The sequence below is a fragment of the Pseudomonas sp. CDFA 610 genome, assembly GCF_021147865.1.
Taxonomy (GTDB): Bacteria; Pseudomonadota; Gammaproteobacteria; order Pseudomonadales; family Pseudomonadaceae; genus Aquipseudomonas; species Aquipseudomonas alliivorans.
Genome location: NZ_JAGTPM010000012.1, coordinates 1 through 17717, shown reverse-complemented (window position 1 = coordinate 17717; position 17717 = coordinate 1). Strand labels below are relative to the sequence as shown.

Below are 17717 nucleotides of genomic sequence, written 5' to 3'. Positions count from 1 at the left end.
AGCCGCTTATGTTCCCTGAAAGCTTCACTTTCTCGATCGCCAACTGGGTCAATGACGGCGTCGACTCGCTGGTGACCCAATACGGCGACGTGTTCCGCCACATCTCAGACACGCTGCTGTGGGCCATCGTCAATCTGGAAGGCCTGCTGCGCATGGCGCCGTGGTGGCTGATGCTGCTGATCGTCGGCGGCATCGCCTGGCACGCCACGCGCAAGGTCGTTACCACGGTGGTGATCGTCGGCCTGCTGTTTCTGGTCGGCGCGGTCGGGTTATGGGACAAACTGATGCAAACCCTGGCGCTGATGCTGGTCGCCACGATCATTGCCGTACTAATCGGCATCCCGCTGGGCATCCTCTCGGCGCGCAGCAACCGCTTGCGTTCGGTGCTGATGCCACTGCTGGACATCATGCAGACCATGCCCAGCTTCGTTTACCTGATTCCGGTGCTGATGCTGTTCGGTCTGGGCAAGGTTCCAGCGATCTTCGCCACCGTGATCTATGCCGCGCCGCCGCTGATCCGCCTGACTGATCTGGGAATCCGTCAGGTCGATGGCGAAGTCATGGAAGCCATCAACGCGTTTGGTGCCAATCGCTGGCAGCAACTGTTCGGCGTGCAACTGCCGCTGGCGATGCCCAGCATCATGGCCGGGATCAACCAGACCACCATGATGGCGCTGTCGATGGTGGTGATCGCCTCGATGATCGGCGCTCGCGGGCTGGGCGAGGACGTACTGGTCGGCATCCAGACTCTGAACGTCGGACGCGGACTGGAAGCGGGACTGGCAATCGTCATTCTGGCGGTCGTGATCGACCGCATCACGCAGGCCTACGGCCGCCCACGGCATGAGGCGCAGAAATGATGAGTGCGGAACAGAACAAGATAGTCGTACGCAACGTGTTCAAGATTTTCGGCGGTCGCGAAAAGGAAGCGCTGGCGATGGTCCAGCAGAATCAGAGCAAGGATCAGGTGCTGGCCAAAACCGGCTGCGTCGTCGGCGTGAACGATTTGTCGCTGTCGATTGCCAGTGGCGAGATCTTCGTGATCATGGGCCTGTCCGGCTCGGGCAAATCCACACTGGTGCGACACTTCAATCGGTTGATCGACCCTACCAGCGGCGAGATTCTGGTCGATGGCGAAGACATCCTGCGCTACGACATGGAAGCACTGCGCCAGTTTCGCCGACACAAGATCAGCATGGTGTTCCAGAGCTTCGGCCTGCTGCCGCACAAGACTGTGCTCGCCAACGTGGCCTACGGTCTGAAAGTGCGCGGTGAGACCAAGGCGCTGTGCGATGAACGCGCGCGTCACTGGATCACCACGGTCGGCCTGAGCGGCTACGAAAACAAGTACCCGCACCAGCTTTCCGGCGGCATGCGCCAGCGTGTCGGGCTGGCGCGTGCATTGGCGGCCGACACCGACATCATCCTGATGGACGAAGCGTTCAGCGCCCTCGACCCGCTGATCCGCGCCGAAATGCAGGACCAGTTGCTGGAACTGCAGGCCACGCTGCACAAGACCATCGTATTCATTACCCACGATCTGGATGAAGCGGTGCGCATCGGTAACCGGATCGCGATTCTCAAGGACGGGCGGCTGATTCAGGTCGGCACGCCCAAAGAAATCCTTCACTCGCCCGCCGACGATTACGTGGATCGTTTCGTTCAGCGCCGCGTGGCCACTCTTTAAGGATCGTCGCAGATGTCGCGAGCAGAACAGATCGTCATTGGTGACGCCCCGGCGCGCTGGCAGGACGTGGTGGCCGTCGCCCGGCATGGGGCGCAACTGAGGCTGTCCGACGCCGCATGGGCAAGGATCGACAACGCCCAGGCCATCGTCCGGCAGATCGTGGCCAGCGGCGAGCGTGCCTACGGCGTGAACACCGGCCTGGGCGCGTTATGCAATGTGTCGCTGGAAGGCGAGCAGCTCAGTCGCCTGTCGCGCAACACCCTGCTCAGCCATGCCTGCGGCGTCGGCGCACCACTGACCGACGAACAGACCCGCGCGATCATCTGCGCCGCCCTGCTCAATTACAGCCAGGGCAAATCCGGCATTCATCGGCAAGTGGTCGAAGCACTGCTGGCTCTGCTCAACCACGGCATCACGCCTCAGGTCCCGGCGCAGGGTTCGGTGGGTTATCTGACCCACATGGCCCACGTCGGCGTCGCCTTGCTAGGCGTCGGTCAGGTCAGCTATCGCGGGCAGATCGTCTCTGCACAGCAGGCGCTGGATGAGGAGAGTCTCAAACCCGTCATGCTCGGCGCGAAAGACGGATTGTGTCTGGTCAACGGTACGCCTTGCATGACCGGGCTGAGCTGTCTGGCCATCGCCGATGCCGAACGTCTGACCCAATGGGCCGACGTAATCGGTGCCATGACCTTTGAAGCGCTGCGCGGTCAACTGGACGCGTTCGATGAAAGCATTCTTGCGCTCAAGCCGCATCCGGGCATGCAGGTCGTCGGCAACAACCTGCGCAGCCTGTTGGCAGGCAGCGAAGTGCTCGCCGGCAGTCAGGGCATTCGGACTCAGGATGCGCTGAGCATTCGTTCGATTCCGCAGGTGCACGGCGCAACCCGCGATCAACTGGCACATGCCATCCGCCAGATCGAGACAGAACTGAATTCGGTCACCGACAACCCGCTGCTGCTCGGCACACCCGACGCCTTCCGCGTGGTGTCCCAAGCCAATCCGCACGGCCAGTCGGTGGCGATGGCGGCGGACCTTTTGTGCATGGCCGTCGCCGAACTGGGCTCGATTGCCGAGCGTCGTCTGGACCGTCTGATCAATCCGATGGTCAGCGGCCTGCCGGCGTTTCTGGTCAGCCAGCCGGGCGTCAATTCGGGAATGATGATCGTCCAGTACGTCGCCGCCTCGCTGTGCGCAGAAAACCGCCAGATGGCGCAACCGGCGGTTGTGGATAACTACGTCACGTCCGGCCTGCAGGAAGATCACTTGAGCCTGGGCACCAGCGCTGCGCTGAAACTGCACAAGGTGCTGGGCAACGCGACGCAAATCCTCGCCATTGAATACCTGCTGGCGGCGCAGGCCTTCGAGTTTCTCAAGGCCCAGCGCTTTGGCGTCGGGACGAACATGGCCTGGCAGCTATTGCGCGAGCGGGTTCCAGCCTACGACGAAGACCGTTGGCTGGCGCCGGACATCGCCAGCAGCGCGGCACTGATCAACGAACAACAGACGCTGGAAAGGGTTTTCCAGCGCTGCCGCGAACACACGGCAATCCAATAAAAAGCGGTCAAGGCCCGGTGTTATCCACGCCGGGCCGACGGCGGCGCGTTCAAGAAGCGTGCACGCCCGACATCAATCAAGGAGTAGCTGCATCGTGACCACCCCATCTGCCCACGCCTTCAACCTGATTCCCGGCCAACTGACCCTGGCGCAATTGCGCGCCATTTATCAGCGGCCCGTGACCCTGACACTCGATGCCAGCGCAGACCAGCAGATCGACGACAGCGTGGCGTGCGTCGAGCGCATCCTGGCCGAAAACCGCACGGCGTACGGCATCAACACCGGTTTCGGCCTGCTGGCCTCGACGCGTATTGCCAGTGAAGACCTGGAGAACCTGCAGCGTTCGCTGGTGTTGTCCCATGCCGCCGGTGTCGGTCAGCCGATCAGCGACGAACTGGTGCGGGTGATCATGGTGCTCAAGGTCAACAGCCTGAGCCGGGGCTTCTCGGGGATTCGTCGGGTGGCCATCGACGCGCTGATTGCGTTGATCAATGCCGAGGTTTATCCACACATTCCGCTCAAGGGTTCGGTGGGCGCCTCCGGTGACCTCGCGCCGCTGGCGCACATGTCGCTGGTGCTGCTGGGTGAAGGCAAGGCGCGCTACAAGGGTGAATGGCTCACTGCAGTCGATGCCCTGAAAGTCGCAGGACTGACACCGCTGACCCTCGCCGCCAAGGAAGGTCTGGCGCTGCTCAACGGCACGCAGGTCTCGACCGCTTATGCGCTGCGCGGCCTGTTCGAAGGCGAGGACCTGTTCGCCGCCGCACTGACCTGCGGCTCGCTCACGGTCGAAGCGGTGCTGGGGTCGCGCTCGCCGTTCGACGCACGTATTCATGCCGCACGCGGCCAGCGCGGTCAGATCGATTCGGCTGCCTGCTACCGCGACCTGCTGGGTGAAAGCAGCGAAGTGTCCGAGTCGCACCGCAACTGCGACAAGGTTCAGGACCCCTACTCGCTGCGCTGCCAGCCACAAGTCATGGGCGCCTGCCTGACCCAGTTGCGTCAGGCTGCCGAAGTGCTGGAAATCGAAGCCAACGCCGTGTCCGACAACCCGCTGGTGTTCGCCGCCGAAAACGACGTGATCTCCGGCGGCAACTTCCACGCCGAGCCGGTCGCCATGGCAGCGGACAACCTGGCGCTGGCCATTGCCGAAATCGGCTCGCTCAGCGAGCGGCGCATTTCGCTGATGATGGACAAGCACATGTCGCAGCTGCCGCCGTTTCTGGTGGCCAATGGCGGGGTCAATTCCGGGTTCATGATCGCCCAGGTCACTGCCGCCGCATTGGCCAGTGAAAACAAGGCGCTGGCCCACCCGCATAGTGTCGACAGCCTGCCGACATCGGCCAACCAGGAAGACCATGTGTCGATGGCGCCCGCCGCCGGCAAGCGGTTATGGGAAATGGCAGAAAACGTTCGCGGGATTCTTGCCGTAGAATGGCTGGCTGCGTGTCAGGGTCTGGACCTGCGCAATGGTCTGAAAACCTCTCCGAAACTGGAGCAGGCCCGAGCCCTGTTGCGCAGCAAGGTCCCGTCCTACGACAAAGACCGCTTTTTCGCACCGGACATTGAAGCTGCCAGCCAGCTGTTGTCCTCAACTTGCCTGAACCCATTGGTTCCTGCACGTCTGCTACCGAGTCTGTGATGCACCGCGAGCCTGGCAGGGCTCGCCATGGTCTGTCGCTGCGGGAAGCCGGATGCAGGCGTTCTCGCAGCTATAGCCATACCAGTAATGAAATGGACCTGAAATGACGTCACGAGATGGTTTGAAACGCGGGTTATCCGCCCGCCACATTCGCTTCATGGCCCTGGGCTCTGCCATCGGCACAGGGTTGTTCTACGGCTCCGCCTCGGCGATTCAACAGGCGGGGCCTGCGGTATTGCTGGCCTACCTGATCGGCGGTGCCGCCGTGTTCATGGTCATGCGTGCGCTGGGCGAAATGGCCGTGCATCACCCGGTGGCCGGTTCGTTCAGCCACTACGCCACGCGCTATCTCGGCCCGCTGGCAGGCTTCGTACTGGGCTGGACCTACGCGTTCGAGATGATCATCGTCTGCCTCGCCGACGTCACCGCGTTCGGGATCTACATGGGCTTCTGGTTCCCGGAAGTGCCGCGCTGGATCTGGGTGCTGGGCATCGTGTTTCTGATTGCCGCGCTAAACCTGTGCAACGTGAAAGTCTTTGGCGAAACCGAGTTCTGGCTGTCGCTGCTCAAGGTCGGCGCGATCATCGCAATGATTCTGGCGGGCTTCGGCATCATGCTGTTCGGCATCGGCAGCTCGACCACAGGCACAGAGATCGGTATCAGTAACCTGTGGGCGCATGGCGGCTTCATGCCCAATGGCGTCGCGGGTCTGATTGCATCGTTTGCCGTGGTGATGTTTGCCTTTGGCGGTATCGAGGTCATCGGTATTACCGCCGGTGAAGCCAAGGATCCGCAACGCTCGCTGCCCAGTGCGATCAACGCCGTGCCGCTGCGCATCCTGTTGTTCTACGTGCTGACGCTGTTCGTACTGATGTCCATCTATCCATGGCAGCAGATCGGCACACAGGGCAGCCCGTTCGTGCAGATTTTCGACAATCTGGGCATCGCGTCGGCCGCTACCATTCTCAACATCGTGGTGATTTCAGCCGCCGTGTCGGCCATCAACAGCGACATCTTCGGCGCAGGCCGCATGATGTATGGACTGGCTCGCGACGGTCAGGCTCCGGCCAGCTTTGCGCGCCTGTCGCGTCAGGGCGTGCCGTGGATGACTGTGTTGATCATGGGCGTGACGCTGCTGGGCGGCGTGGTGCTCAACTACCTGATCCCCAAAGACGTGTTCCTGCTGATCGCCTCGCTGGCCACCTTCGCCACCGTCTGGGTCTGGCTGATGATCCTGCTGACTCAGGTCGCGATGCGCCGCGCCATGAGCGCCGAAGAAGTCGCCGAGCTGAAATTCCCGGTGCCGTTCTGGCCGTATGCACCTGCCGCCGCCATCGTCTTCATGCTGTTTATCTTCGGCGTGCTGGGCTATTTCCCGGACAACCGCGCCGCGCTGATCGTCGGCGCGATCTGGATCGTGTTGCTGGTCATCGCCTACCGTCTCTGGGTCAAACCCAAATCGCTGATACCTGTCCCCTAGCCTGAGGAGGCCCCGGATGAAAACGCTCTGGAAGAACTGTCACATCGCAACCATGGCACACGGCAAATACTCGATCATCGAGGATGCCGCCATCGTGACTTCCGGAGCGTACATCGAATGGATCGGGCCTCTGGATCAACTGGCAGAACAGGGCGCTGAGAGTTGCGTCGATCTGGGCGGGGCGTGGGTCACGCCGGGTCTGATCGACTGTCACACCCACACCGTGTTCGGCGGCAACCGCAGCGGCGAATTCGAGCAGCGGCTGCAAGGCGTGAGCTACGCCGACATCGCAGCTGCCGGCGGCGGGATCGCCAGCACCGTGCGTGCTACGCGTGCCGCGAGCGAGGACGAGCTGTACATCAGCGCTGAGCGCAGGTTGCGGCATCTGCTCAAGGATGGCGTGACCACCGTCGAGATGAAGTCAGGTTACGGGCTGGATCTGGAGAACGAGCGCAAGTTGTTGCGGGTGATCCGGCGTCTCGGCAATACCCAGCCGGTCACCGTCCGCAGCACCTGTCTGGCCGCGCATGCGCTGCCGCCTGAATACGCCAATCGCGCTGACGATTACATCCATCACATCTGCAACGAAATGCTCCCGGCGCTGGCCGCCGAAGGGCTGGTGGATGCCGTGGACGCGTTCTGTGAATACCTGGCGTTTTCCCCGGCGCAGGTCGAGCAGGTGTTCATCACCGCGGGTCAGCTCGGGCTGCCGGTAAAATTGCACGCCGAACAGCTTTCATCGCTGGGCGGTTCAAGTCTGGCCGCGCGTTACAAGGCCCTGTCAGCGGACCATCTTGAGTTCATGACCGAAGACGACGTCATCGCCATGGCGGCGTCGGGCACCGTCGCAGTCCTGTTGCCGGGCGCCTACTACTTCCTGCGCGAGACGCAACTGCCGCCCATGGATGCGCTGCGCAAACACGGCGTGCCTATCGCGATTTCCACCGACATGAACCCCGGCACCTCACCCGGCCTGTCGCTGCGCCTGATGCTCAACATGGCCTGCACGCTGTTTCGCATGACGCCTGAAGAAGCACTGGCGGGCGTCACGCTCAACGCCGCAAAGGCGCTGGGCATGGGCGACACACACGGTTCTCTGGAAGTCGGCAAGACGGCGGATTTCGTCGCTTGGGACATCGAGCGACCGGCTGACCTGGCGTACTGGCTGGGCGGCGATCTGGACAAACGCATCGTGCGTCATGGCATGGAATCACTGGTTTAAAGGAGAAGATTGTGGACAACGTTCTGACATTCACCCGCGGCCGTATTCCGCTGCTGATCAGCATGCCCCACGCGGGCCTCAAGCTCACGCCCGCCGTGGAAGCGGGGCTCGTAGACGAAGCGCTGAGCCTGCCCGACACCGACTGGCACATTCCGCGTCTGTACGACTTCGCTGCAGAACTGGGCGCCAGCACCCTGGCGGCCGAATATTCGCGTTTTGTGATTGACCTGAATCGCCCTGCTGACGACAAACCGATGTATGCCGGTGCGACCACGGGGCTGTTTCCGTCGATCCTGTTCGACGGCGTGCCTCTGTTCAAGGACGGCCTGGCACCGGGGGATGAAGAGCGTGCGCAGTATCTGGAGCGGATCTGGACGCCGTACCACCAGACACTGGAGCAGGAACTGCAACGGCTGCGCGACGAGTTCGGCTACGCGCTGCTGTTCGACGCGCACTCGATTCGCGGCCACGTTCCGCACCTGTTCGACGGCCGCCTGCCGGACTTCAACCTCGGCACCTTCAACGGCGCCAGCTGCGATGCGGAACTGGCCAGCAGACTGGAACAGGTCTGCGCGGCGGCCAAGGATTACAGCCATGTGCTGAACGGCCGCTTCAAGGGTGGCCACATCACCCGCCATTACGGCGACCCGGCAAACAACATCCACGCCGTGCAACTGGAACTGGCGCAAAGCACCTACATGGAAGAATTCGCCCCGTTCCATTACCGCCCTGACCTTGCCGAACCGACCCGCAACGTCCTGAAACCGTTGCTGGAAACCTTTATTGCCTGGGGCCAGGAGCGGTTTGGCAGGTGAACACACGATTACTGTGGACGGCGGCTTGCCGGCGATACGGACGGTCAGACAACCCTTCGCCACCTGACCTGACGCGATCGCCGGCAAGCCGCCTCCCACACTCTGTTGTCTGCCACACGCAACGGCAGGATCAGCCAGCGCTCACTTCTTGAGCAATCGCAACCCGTTGAACACCACCAGCAAACTGACCCCCATGTCGGCAAACACTGCCATCCACATGGTCGCCAGCCCCGCGAAGGTGATACCGATGAACAGCACTTTGGTGACAATCGCCAGGACGATGTTCTGCTTGAGCACGGTCGAGGTCCGGCGCGACAGGCGAATAAACGCCGGGATCTTGCGCAGATCATCGTCCATCAGCGCAACATCCGCCGTTTCGATCGCCGTATCCGTCCCCGCCGCCGCCATCGCGAAACCGATCTCGGATCGTGCCAGCGCAGGCGCATCGTTGATGCCGTCGCCAACCATCCCGACGCGATGATTCTGCGCGTACAACCCTTCAATCGCCGCCAGCTTGTCCGCAGGAAGCAGGTTGCCCTGCGCCTGATCGATGCCCACCTGATCGGCAATCGCCTTGGCCGTGTGCGGGTTGTCGCCCGTCAGCATCAGGGTCTTGATACCCAGTTCATGCAGCTCGGCGATGGCCTGACGGCTGGTTTCCTTGACCGTATCGGCTACGGCAAACAGCGCCAGCGGACCGGTTGAGTCGAGCAGCAGCACCACGCTCTTGCCCTGCATTTCCAGCGCATCCAGACGTGCCTCCAGTTCAGGCGAGCACAGACCCAGCTCTTCCACCAGACGATGATTGCCCAGATGGTACAGGCGGCCATTGATCTCGCCCTTCACGCCGCGCCCGCCCAGCGCTTCGAAGTTCACCACGTCATGCACGGCAGCGCCCGCTTCGGACGCCTTGGCAATGGCTTGAGAAACCGGATGATCGGAGCGACCGGCAAGGCTTGCGGCGATGGCAGGCGCGGTGTCGGCTGCCTCGTTATGCAGCGCAACATAATCAGTCTGCACCGGCTTGCCATGCGTCAAGGTACCGGTCTTGTCGAGGGCCAGATAATCCAGCTTCTCGCCCATTTCCAGGTACACACCGCCCTTGATCAAAATACCTTTGCGCGCCGCAGCCGCCAGGCCACTGACGATGGTCACAGGCGTGGAGATCACCAGCGCACACGGGCACGCGACGACCAGCAGTACCAGCGCACGGTAGATCCAGTCGAACCACGCGCCGCCAAAGAACAGCGGAGCCACCAGCGCAACCGCCAACGCCACCACGAACACCACCGGCGTGTAGATACGCGAGAAGCTGTCGACGAAGCGCTGGGTCGGCGCACGCGAACCCTGGGCCGCTTCAACGGCATGGATGATCCGCGCCAATGTCGAATTATTCGCCGCCGCCGTGACGCGATACTCCAGCGAACCCGCCTGATTGATGGTCCCCGCAAACACCTTGTCGCCCACGGCCTTCTCAACCGGCAGGCTTTCCCCGGTGATCGAGGCTTGATCGATGGTCGATTGTCCGGACACGACTTCACCGTCCAGCGCGATACGCTCGCCAGGCTTTACCCGCACAATGGCGTCCATTTCAACCGTTTTAGCATCAACTTCCAGCCAAACGCCATCCGACTGGCGAACCGTCGCCATCTCCGGCGTCAACTGCATCAAACCGCTGATTGCGTTACGCGCACGATCCAGCGACTTGGCTTCAATGAGTTCGGCCACCGTGAACAGGAACATCACCATGGCCGCCTCAGGCCATTGCCCGATCAGCACGGCGCCGGTCACGGCGATGCTCATCAGCGCATTGATGTTCAGATTGAAGTTTTTGAGCGCAATCCAGCCTTTTTTGTAGGTCGTGAGGCCGCAACTGAAGATCGACACCAGCGCCAGCAGCGCAACGACCCAGGTCGGACCCAGCGAAGCAAAATGCACCACTTCGGCTGCCAGCGCCGCGACACCGGACAGCGCCAGTGGCCACCAGTGTTTCTTCGGCGCAGGAGCAGCCGCGGCGTCTGAAGTCGCGCCCTCTTCGATCAGGTCGGCCTGCATGCCCAGCGAACCGATGGCCTCGCGAATCGGATCGGTCGACGGCAAGTCATGCCAGACGCCGAGGATGCGATTGATCAGGTTGAATTCCAGTTTCTGCACGCCCGCCAGCTTGCCCAGTTTGTTCTGGATCAGGGTCTGCTCGGTCGGGCAGTCCATTGCTTCGATACGGAAACTGCTCAACCGTGCATCGGCTGACGAGGCGTTATCGAGCGTCACGACGGCGGGCGCTGCCTTGCTGGAACAGCAAGAATGCGCATGTTCTGCGTGCACGTCTTCGTGCTCGTCATGACCGTGTGTCGGGGTAGCTTTGCTGATCGGGCCCATTTGGCGCGCTCCTGGATTCTGCTTGTTGCCAAGTGAACACCCTGTAGCCACTATAGGGTCAAGCACTAAAAACGAGAGGCAGCCCATGAAGATCGGTGAACTGGCGAAGTTGACGGATACGCAGGTCGAAACTGTCCGTTATTACGAACGTGAAGGTCTGCTGCCCGCCCCCGCGCGCAGCGATGGCAATTACCGGCTGTACACTCAGGCTCACGTCGAGCGGCTGTCGTTCATCCGCAATTGCCGCAGCCTGGACATGACGCTGGAAGAGATTCGCAGCCTGCTGAATCTGCGCGACAGCCCGCAGGATCAATGCGAAAGCGTCAATGCGCTGATCGACGAGCACATCGAACACGTCAACGCCCGGGTCGCCAGCCTGCAGGCGCTGCAGCAACAGCTGCTTGATCTGCGCCAACGTTGCGGCAGCGGCGAGGCCGATCACTGCGCGATTCTGGAAAGGCTGGAAGTCACCGGCGCCGTCGCCTCACCCGAAGGCGAGCCCTCGCATGTGGGGCGCAGTCACAGTCATTGAGGCTCAATGCCCGACCGGATCGTGCCGATGCTTCGCGTCATGATCCGGCTGATCACACCGCTTCGAAGCCATCCACATACAGAACCTGATAACGCGCCATGGCGGCGCCAAGCCGTTGCCTCAGGTAGCCGTTCGCATGGCCCAACGCATTCAGGATCTGCTCGGACTCGATCAGGTAGGACGCTCGCTTGGCATGCGTCCATTTGGCAGGCGCTGACTGCAGATTGGTGATGCGGTCGCACAGCTTGACCGCCGCCGCTTCACGGGAATGCTCAGCGATACCCTGAAAATAACGCTCCTCGGAAAACGGCACGATCAGGTTCTTGCTCAGGCATGCAACGGTCGATGCGACCTCTGCGCCAAACGCCTCCTGCAACTGCGCCGTCGTCACATCGGTGTCTTCCACTACGTCATGCAACAACGCAGCAGGCAGGGCAATCTCGAATGCACCCACGGGTTCCTCGCGATGGGCAAAGATCAGCTCATTGGCAACCATCGCCACGTGGGTGGTGTAAGGCAGATCCGAACTGGTCATCGTCTGCCCGACATGAGCTTGAGACGCGAACAGCCAGGCTTTGTTGTAGAGATGTTGCAGGTCGAGGGTGGGCATCAAGTGGTTCCTATGCTGAGGGGGTCAGATCACCCTGTGGGAGGCGGCTTGCCGGCGATGGCGTCAGGTCAGGCAATGGTGGAGCATCGCCGGCAAGCCGCCTCCCACAAGGTTCTGCATTCTTCCAGCGAGAGCTGTGAGTAATGCCGGACACGGATCGTGAGAACCGCTACAACGCATCCAGCTCAAGCCTTCGGGACATCCTCAATGCTTTGCTCGGGCTCGGGCTCTTCGGCCGCTGGCGGCTCGGGTGTCAGGTCCAGGAGGTCTGGCCCGTCATCCTCGGCGCTCTGCTCCTCAGCGGTCTCAGGCTCCACCACCAAGGGCGCCAACAGACTCGGATCGGTCACCCCCGTCAGTTTCTTACGCAGGCGCTGCAAATCCCCGACGCTGAGTTTCAGCAACTTGGCCGACTTGGTCTTGAGCAACTGGGTGACGCTGTCTTCCTCGCCCAACTGCGCCATCTGGCCCGCCAGGTTCATCGCCAGAACCTCGCGCTTGTAGATGCCGGTGTTGTACTGATACACCGCCGCGATCAGCTCGCGCAACTCCAGCGGCAGACGCCAGCGAGTGCGCAGCGCAGAACCGAAGGACGCCGAGTGTTGCTCCAGCGCTTGATCGATTGCCTGTTCATTCAGCTCACCGCCCGCCAGCAACCATTCCTGCAGACAGCCCAGCACCGCCAGATCGCCCAACGATTGCAGCAATCCGGCACAGAAGCAGCGCTCGACATCCAGTTCCAGCATGCCACCCAGAATCCGGGCGTAATCGGCCGTACGTTGCGACAGGGTCCAGAACTGACTGGCCTTGGCCAGCAACGCGTCGCTGGTCAGCACCGCCATGCGCTTTTTGGCCAGACCCGACGCGATGGTAGCCGTCTGCGGTGCGCCCAGCACCGCCATCGCGCCACCCAGCGTCTGCACAGGCTTTCCCAAATGTTGGGCCGCCGTGTTTGCGGCGGCGATCAACACTGCCGTGATGTGCGGATCGTTGCGCAACTCCTGCTCCAGTAGCGTCGCATCCAGCCCGCTTGACCCCTGGCTCAGTTGAATAGCGTTGGGCACATCAACAAACAGCGGCGCGCCATCGGCCACATCGCGACGCTTTTCCAGAAACTTCATCAACGTCAAACCCGGCGTCAGCGCAGGCATGTCGCCCGGTGCAGCCGAACGACGGCCCAGCAGCAACCCTTCCAGACGCTGCTTCAGGCCCACAGTATCCAGGGGTTTGGTCAGATAAGCCGTCGGCGCGAGCGGCAACACCTCACGCACGCTGGCCGCATCACTGCGGTTACTGATCAGAATGAACGGGATCGGCGGCTGACGACGCAGGTTGCGAATGCCGCGCAAGAGGCTCAGCCCATCGATGGCGGGCAGCTCACGTGCAGCAATAACCAGGTCCGGCAGGTGTTTTTTCATCCATTCGATGGCTTGCCTGCCGTCGGTGCACATCTCCAGCTCGATATCACCACGCACACTCAGCACCAGCTCGCTGAGAGTTTCGCGAACCCACGGATCGGACTCAGCAATCAATACGCGAGGTACCGCGGGTAAAACTACAGCAGTCATCAGGACTCTCCGACATCGATGCGTTCACCTTAGCCAAAGCCTTCGCCCGGATATAGCCAAAACAGTGAAATACCTTCGTTCAGACCAAAAAAAACCCGTCGAAACGGGCTTTTTTTGTCTGTTTGGTCACAAATCAACCAATCCGTGACCGCACAGCGGATCAGGCGATTTCAGCGAAACATTCTTCGAGAATGGCCAGACCTTTGGTCAGCAGTTCGTCTTCGGCAGTCAGCGGAACCAGCACGCGCAGGACGTTGCCGTAGGTGCCGCACGACAGCAGAATCAGACCCTTGTCACGTGCCTTGGCCACAACCTGAGCCACGGCCGCTGCGTTCGGCTTGTGCGAGTCGCCGTCTTCGAACAGCTCCAGCGCAATCATCGCGCCCAGCGCACGAACTTCGCCGATGACCGGGTGCTTGGCCTGGATGGCTTTCAGGCCAGTGACCAGACGCTCGCCGACCGCCTTGCAACGCTCCAGCAGGTGCTCTTCTTCGAAGATATCCAGCACGGCCAGCGCCGCCGCACAGGCCACCGGGCTACCGGCATAGGTACCGCCCAGACCGCCCGGCGCGATGGCGTCCATGTACTCGGCCTTGCCGCACACGCCCGCCAGCGGGAAGCCGCCTGCGATGGACTTGGCAAAGGTGGTCAGGTCGGCCGCAACGCCCATCTGCTCCATGGCGAAGAACGTACCGGTACGGCCAGCGCCCGTCTGCACTTCGTCAGCGATCAGCAGAATGCCGTGCTTGTCGCACAGCTCGCGCAGACGCAGCATGAAGGCTTTCGGCGCCACGTAGAAACCACCTTCGCCCTGCACAGGCTCGATGATGATGGCGGCGATGTCTTTCGGCTCGGCGTCGTTCTTGAAGATGCGTTCGATGCTGGCGATGGAATCGTCAACGCTCACGCCATGCAGCTCGCACGGGTACAGCGCACGGAAGATACCGCCTGGCATCAGGCCCATGCCAGCCGAGTACGGCACGACCTTGCCGGTCAGACCCAGGGTCATCATGGTGCGGCCGTGGTAAGCGCCAGTGAAGGCGATCACGCCAGCACGGCCAGTGGCCGCGCGGGCAACCTTGACGGCGTTTTCGACCGCTTCGGAACCGGTCGTCACCAGCAGGGTTTTCTTCTCGAAATCACCCGGCACCTTGGCGTTGATCTTCTCGCACAGCTCGACATACGGTTCGTAAGCCAGCACCTGGAAGCAGGTGTGCGTCAGCTTGGTCAGCTGTTCCTGCACGGCAGCAACGATTTTCGGGTGCAGGTGACCGGTGTTCAGTACCGCAATACCGCCCGCGAAGTCGATGAACTCACGGCCTTCAACGTCGGTAACGGTGGCGTTCCTGGCCGAAGCAGCGAAGATCGGGTGAATCTGACCCACGCCACGCGGGACGGCAGCATGGCGGCGTTGCATCAGGGAGTCGTTTGTCTTGCTCATGTATTCCTCATTCGCCGCTCATCGGTCGGCGTAGCTCAAGGATCAAGCGGGCTGGATCAGTTGCAACAGCATACGATGATCGACTGTCGCAGCCTTCAGGCCACCAATAAGTTTGGGGTGCAGCAAAAGCCGATGACACGTCGCTCTCGCGCGCCATCGGCTGCAATAACTCTGGCCAGACGGTCTGGATCAGACCGACAGGCAGAGGTATTTGATTTCCAGATAATCTTCGATGCCGTATTTGGAGCCTTCACGGCCCAGGCCCGAGGACTTGATGCCGCCGAACGGTGCCAGTTCGTTGGAGATCAGGCCGGTGTTGATACCCACCATGCCGTATTCCAACGCCTCGGCCACGCGGAACACGCGGCTCATGTTCTGAGCATAGAAGTACGACGCCAGACCGAACTCGGTGTCGTTGGCCATTTCGATCACTTCGGCTTCATCCTTGAAACGGAACAGCGGTGCCAGCGGGCCGAAGGTTTCTTCCTTCGCGACGGCGGCATCTTTCGACACGTTGACCAGAATAGTCGGTTCGAAGAACGAGCCTTCCATGCTGTTGCCACCGGTCAGCACTTTAGCGCCCTTGCTCACGGCGTCGGCAATGTGTTCCTTGACCTTGGCCACGGCCTTGTCGTCGATCAGCGGACCGGTGGTGATGCCTTCTTCCAGACCGTTACCGATCTTGAGCTTGGCCACGGCAACCTTGAGCTTCTCGGCGAACGCGTCGTACACCGCATCCTGCACGTAGATACGGTTGGCGCAGACGCAGGTCTGACCGTTGTTGCGGTACTTGGAGATCATCGCGCCTTCAACCGCCTTATCCAGGTCGGCATCGTCGAACACGATGAACGGCGCGTTGCCGCCCAGTTCCAGCGAGACTTTCTTGATGTCCTTGGCGCATTCGGCCATCAGCTGACGACCAATGTCGGTCGAGCCCGTGAAGGACAGCTTGCGCACGATCGGGTTGCCGGTCAGCTCGCTGCCGATATCGCCCGCGCTGCCCGTCACCACACTGAACACGCCCGCCGGAATACCCGCACGCTCGGCCAGTTCAGCCAGCGCCAGTGCAGAGTAAGGCGTCTGCGAAGCAGGCTTGAGCACCATGGTGCAACCCGCCGCCAGCGCAGGACCGGCTTTACGGGTGATCATCGCGGCCGGGAAGTTCCACGGCGTAATCGCAGCGGTCACACCAATCGGCTGCTTGAGCACGATCAGGCGCTTGTCCGGCTGGTGACCGGGAATCACATCGCCGTAGACGCGCTTGGCTTCTTCCGCGAACCACTCAATAAAGGAAGCGGCGTAAGCGATCTCGCCCTTGGCCTCGGCCAGCGGCTTGCCCTGCTCCAGCGTCATCAACAGACCCAGGTCGTCCTGGTTCTCGATCATCAGCTCGAACCAACGACGCAATTTGTTGCCCCGCTCCTTGGCGGTCAACGCACGCCAGGCGGGCAGCGCCTTGTCGGCCGCCTCGATCGCACGACGCGTCTCGGCCGCGCCCATTTTCGGCACAGTCCCGAGGATCTCGTTGGTAGCAGGGTTATTGACCTTGATCGACTGACCACCGTCCGCATCCAGCCACTGGCCGTTGATGTAGGCTTGCTGGCGGAACAGTTTGGAATCTTTGAGCTGCATGTCGGCCTCCTAAACAGCACCGCACAAGGGCGGAGCGAACAAATGAATATCGATGCACCCCCGTTGGAAGTCATCGCCGGGAAAACATTCCATCGGCCTGAGCGATGCGCGGCGCAAGAAAGCGCGAAGACCGAACAAGAACGTTTGAAATCTCAAACGAATCCTAGGGACTGCTGGGGTAAAGGACAATAGCCTGTTCGAAAAAAAGAACGGGGTGTTCAGGTGGGATTGGAGGTTTTGCGTGGTTTTCAGGCACGGGTCGGGTAAAGCGTGCGAAATCGACAACAGCCGCTCGCCAGCATGGACGCCCGCCCATCAGATGAGTATCATGGCGCCCGCGTTGCACCAGTAGCTCAGCTGGATAGAGTACTGCCCTCCGAAGGCAGGGGTCGTGGGTTCGAATCCCGCCTGGTGCGCCATCTTCTATCCCTTGTATTACAAGGGGTTAGCTCCACTGCCAGAAACCTGTCCTAGTCCTGAAAGTCGTTTTTGCCACAAATTTGCCACACCTTAACGTGGCGGCAATAGTCGAAATGGCAACAATCAGGAATCGCGGCCTAGCTGTTAGTAAAGGACAGTGGGAAGCTCAAATTCGCCGTAAGGGCTATCCAGCCCAGCGCAAAACCTTCGAAACCAAATCCGATGCCCAAGCCTGGGCACGCATGATCGAAAGCGAAATCGACAGGGGCATCTTTGTCTCTCGCGTCGAGGCTGAACGCACCGCCTTTCATCAACTCATCGATCGCTACATCTCCGAGATTGCTCCGAAGCACAAGGGCGCGTACTCGGAAATCAAACGCCTGGAAGCGCTCAAGCGTCATCCACTGGCAACGCGCATCGTTGCCACCCTCACCTCTTCAGATTTTGCGCGCTACTGTGACGAGCGCCTGAAGATTCGCAAAGGCAACACGGTGAAGCGTGAGCTTGCGTTGTTTCAGTGTGTGATTGAGGTCGCTCGCCGCGAGTGGGGAATTCACCTTGCCGAGAACCCGGTCAGGATGGTCAGCCGTCCAAGCTACAACGACGAACGCTCGCGACGACTGGACCCCATTGAAGGTAAGCGCTCCATTAACACCACATTCAAAGCGGCCAGATGATCCTGGATGCTGTGCTCCCGATTCCCTCCGGAGCCAGCACCTCATGATGCGACCCGAC

Annotated in this window: 14 protein-coding genes and 1 tRNA gene; 10 read left to right on the top strand and 5 right to left on the bottom strand. The window is 61.2% G+C overall.

Features of this window, described 5'->3' with window-relative positions; translation table 11 throughout:
- Window positions 1-8 precede the first annotated feature (8 nt).
- The 7 genes from KDX39_RS21540 to hutG all read left to right on the top strand — a co-directional run bounded on the left by KDX39_RS21540 (window position 9) and on the right by hutG (window position 8400).
- The gene (locus KDX39_RS21540) at window positions 9-860 is read left to right on the top strand and encodes an ABC transporter permease (protein WP_004880400.1); all 852 of its coding nucleotides are present in this window, start codon (window positions 9-11) and stop codon (window positions 858-860) included.
- Complete coding sequence (locus KDX39_RS21535; protein WP_099228770.1) at window positions 857-1687, top strand: quaternary amine ABC transporter ATP-binding protein; 831 nt, start codon at window positions 857-859, stop codon at window positions 1685-1687. Before KDX39_RS21540 ends, KDX39_RS21535 begins: the two co-directional genes overlap by 4 nt.
- 12 nt (window positions 1688-1699) lie before the next feature.
- The gene (locus KDX39_RS21530; RefSeq protein WP_231661744.1) at window positions 1700-3241 is read left to right on the top strand and encodes an HAL/PAL/TAL family ammonia-lyase; all 1542 of its coding nucleotides are present in this window, start codon (window positions 1700-1702) and stop codon (window positions 3239-3241) included.
- A 94-nt stretch (window positions 3242-3335) separates the two neighbouring features.
- The gene (gene hutH / locus KDX39_RS21525) at window positions 3336-4883 is read left to right on the top strand and encodes a histidine ammonia-lyase (RefSeq protein ID WP_231661743.1); all 1548 of its coding nucleotides are present in this window, start codon (window positions 3336-3338) and stop codon (window positions 4881-4883) included.
- A 103-nt stretch (window positions 4884-4986) separates the two neighbouring features.
- Window positions 4987-6363 carry an amino acid permease gene (locus KDX39_RS21520; protein WP_231661742.1) on the top strand — a complete coding sequence of 459 codons (1377 nt, stop codon included), beginning with the start codon at window positions 4987-4989 and terminating at the stop codon, window positions 6361-6363.
- A 16-nt stretch (window positions 6364-6379) separates the two neighbouring features.
- On the top strand, window positions 6380-7585 hold the full coding sequence (hutI, locus tag KDX39_RS21515; protein WP_231661741.1) for an imidazolonepropionase: 1206 nt from the start codon (window positions 6380-6382) through the stop codon (window positions 7583-7585).
- A gap of 11 nt (window positions 7586-7596) precedes the next feature.
- Window positions 7597-8400 (top strand): N-formylglutamate deformylase, encoded by an 804-nt coding sequence (hutG, locus tag KDX39_RS21510; protein ID WP_231661740.1) that lies wholly within the window; start codon window positions 7597-7599, stop codon window positions 8398-8400.
- A 141-nt stretch (window positions 8401-8541) separates the two neighbouring features.
- On the opposite strand, the gene KDX39_RS21505 is transcribed toward hutG, so the two are convergent.
- Window positions 8542-10779 carry a heavy metal translocating P-type ATPase gene (locus tag KDX39_RS21505; protein ID WP_231661739.1) on the bottom strand — a complete coding sequence of 746 codons (2238 nt, stop codon included), beginning with the start codon at window positions 10777-10779 and terminating at the stop codon, window positions 8542-8544.
- Window positions 10780-10864: 85 nt separating this feature from the next.
- On the opposite strand from KDX39_RS21505, the gene cadR reads away from it, so the two are divergent.
- A complete protein-coding gene (gene cadR, locus KDX39_RS21500; RefSeq protein WP_099228777.1) occupies window positions 10865-11311 on the top strand; it encodes a Cd(II)/Pb(II)-responsive transcriptional regulator in 447 nt (148 codons plus the stop codon).
- 52 nt (window positions 11312-11363) lie between these two features.
- Here cadR and KDX39_RS21495 read toward each other — a convergent pair whose 3' ends face one another.
- From KDX39_RS21495 to gabD, 4 genes are all read right to left on the bottom strand, one after another.
- A complete protein-coding gene (locus tag KDX39_RS21495) occupies window positions 11364-11921 on the bottom strand; it encodes an HD domain-containing protein (RefSeq protein WP_231661738.1) in 558 nt (185 codons plus the stop codon).
- 185 nt (window positions 11922-12106) lie between these two features.
- Entirely contained in the window at window positions 12107-13489 is a 1383-nt protein-coding gene (locus tag KDX39_RS21490) for an HDOD domain-containing protein (RefSeq protein ID WP_231661737.1), read from the bottom strand.
- 160 nt (window positions 13490-13649) lie between these two features.
- Entirely contained in the window at window positions 13650-14930 is a 1281-nt protein-coding gene (gabT, locus tag KDX39_RS21485) for a 4-aminobutyrate--2-oxoglutarate transaminase (protein ID WP_231661736.1), read from the bottom strand.
- Window positions 14931-15119: 189 nt separating this feature from the next.
- Window positions 15120-16562: an NADP-dependent succinate-semialdehyde dehydrogenase gene (gene gabD / locus KDX39_RS21480; RefSeq protein ID WP_231661735.1), complete on the bottom strand. Its 1443-nt coding sequence runs from the start codon at window positions 16560-16562 to the stop codon at window positions 15120-15122.
- A gap of 342 nt (window positions 16563-16904) precedes the next feature.
- Here gabD and KDX39_RS21475 point away from each other — a divergent pair.
- Together KDX39_RS21475 and KDX39_RS21470 are read left to right on the top strand one after the other, a co-directional pair.
- A tRNA-Arg gene (locus tag KDX39_RS21475) sits at window positions 16905-16981 on the top strand.
- 114 nt (window positions 16982-17095) lie between these two features.
- Window positions 17096-17659 carry a Shufflon-specific DNA recombinase gene (locus tag KDX39_RS21470; RefSeq protein WP_231661734.1) on the top strand — a complete coding sequence of 188 codons (564 nt, stop codon included), beginning with the start codon at window positions 17096-17098 and terminating at the stop codon, window positions 17657-17659.
- Window positions 17660-17717: the final 58 nt, after the last annotated feature.

Excerpts from the sequence above, each read along its gene's own strand:
- KDX39_RS21540 (WP_004880400.1), top strand. The coding sequence starts at position 9 with ATGTTCCCTGAAAGCTTCACTTTCTCGATCGCCAACTGGGTCAATGAC.
- KDX39_RS21505 (WP_231661739.1), bottom strand. The coding sequence starts at position 10,779 with ATGGGCCCGATCAGCAAAGCTACCCCGACACACGGTCATGACGAGCAC.
- cadR (WP_099228777.1), top strand. The coding sequence starts at position 10,865 with ATGAAGATCGGTGAACTGGCGAAGTTGACGGATACGCAGGTCGAAACT.
- gabT (WP_231661736.1), bottom strand. The coding sequence starts at position 14,930 with ATGAGCAAGACAAACGACTCCCTGATGCAACGCCGCCATGCTGCCGTC.
- KDX39_RS21495 (WP_231661738.1), bottom strand. The coding sequence starts at position 11,921 with ATGCCCACCCTCGACCTGCAACATCTCTACAACAAAGCCTGGCTGTTC.
- KDX39_RS21535 (WP_099228770.1), top strand. The coding sequence starts at position 857 with ATGATGAGTGCGGAACAGAACAAGATAGTCGTACGCAACGTGTTCAAG.
- KDX39_RS21520 (WP_231661742.1), top strand. The coding sequence starts at position 4,987 with ATGACGTCACGAGATGGTTTGAAACGCGGGTTATCCGCCCGCCACATT.
- KDX39_RS21490 (WP_231661737.1), bottom strand. The coding sequence starts at position 13,489 with ATGACTGCTGTAGTTTTACCCGCGGTACCTCGCGTATTGATTGCTGAG.
- hutI (WP_231661741.1), top strand. The coding sequence starts at position 6,380 with ATGAAAACGCTCTGGAAGAACTGTCACATCGCAACCATGGCACACGGC.
- gabD (WP_231661735.1), bottom strand. The coding sequence starts at position 16,562 with ATGCAGCTCAAAGATTCCAAACTGTTCCGCCAGCAAGCCTACATCAAC.
- KDX39_RS21470 (WP_231661734.1), top strand. The coding sequence starts at position 17,096 with ATGGCAACAATCAGGAATCGCGGCCTAGCTGTTAGTAAAGGACAGTGG.
- KDX39_RS21530 (WP_231661744.1), top strand. The coding sequence starts at position 1,700 with ATGTCGCGAGCAGAACAGATCGTCATTGGTGACGCCCCGGCGCGCTGG.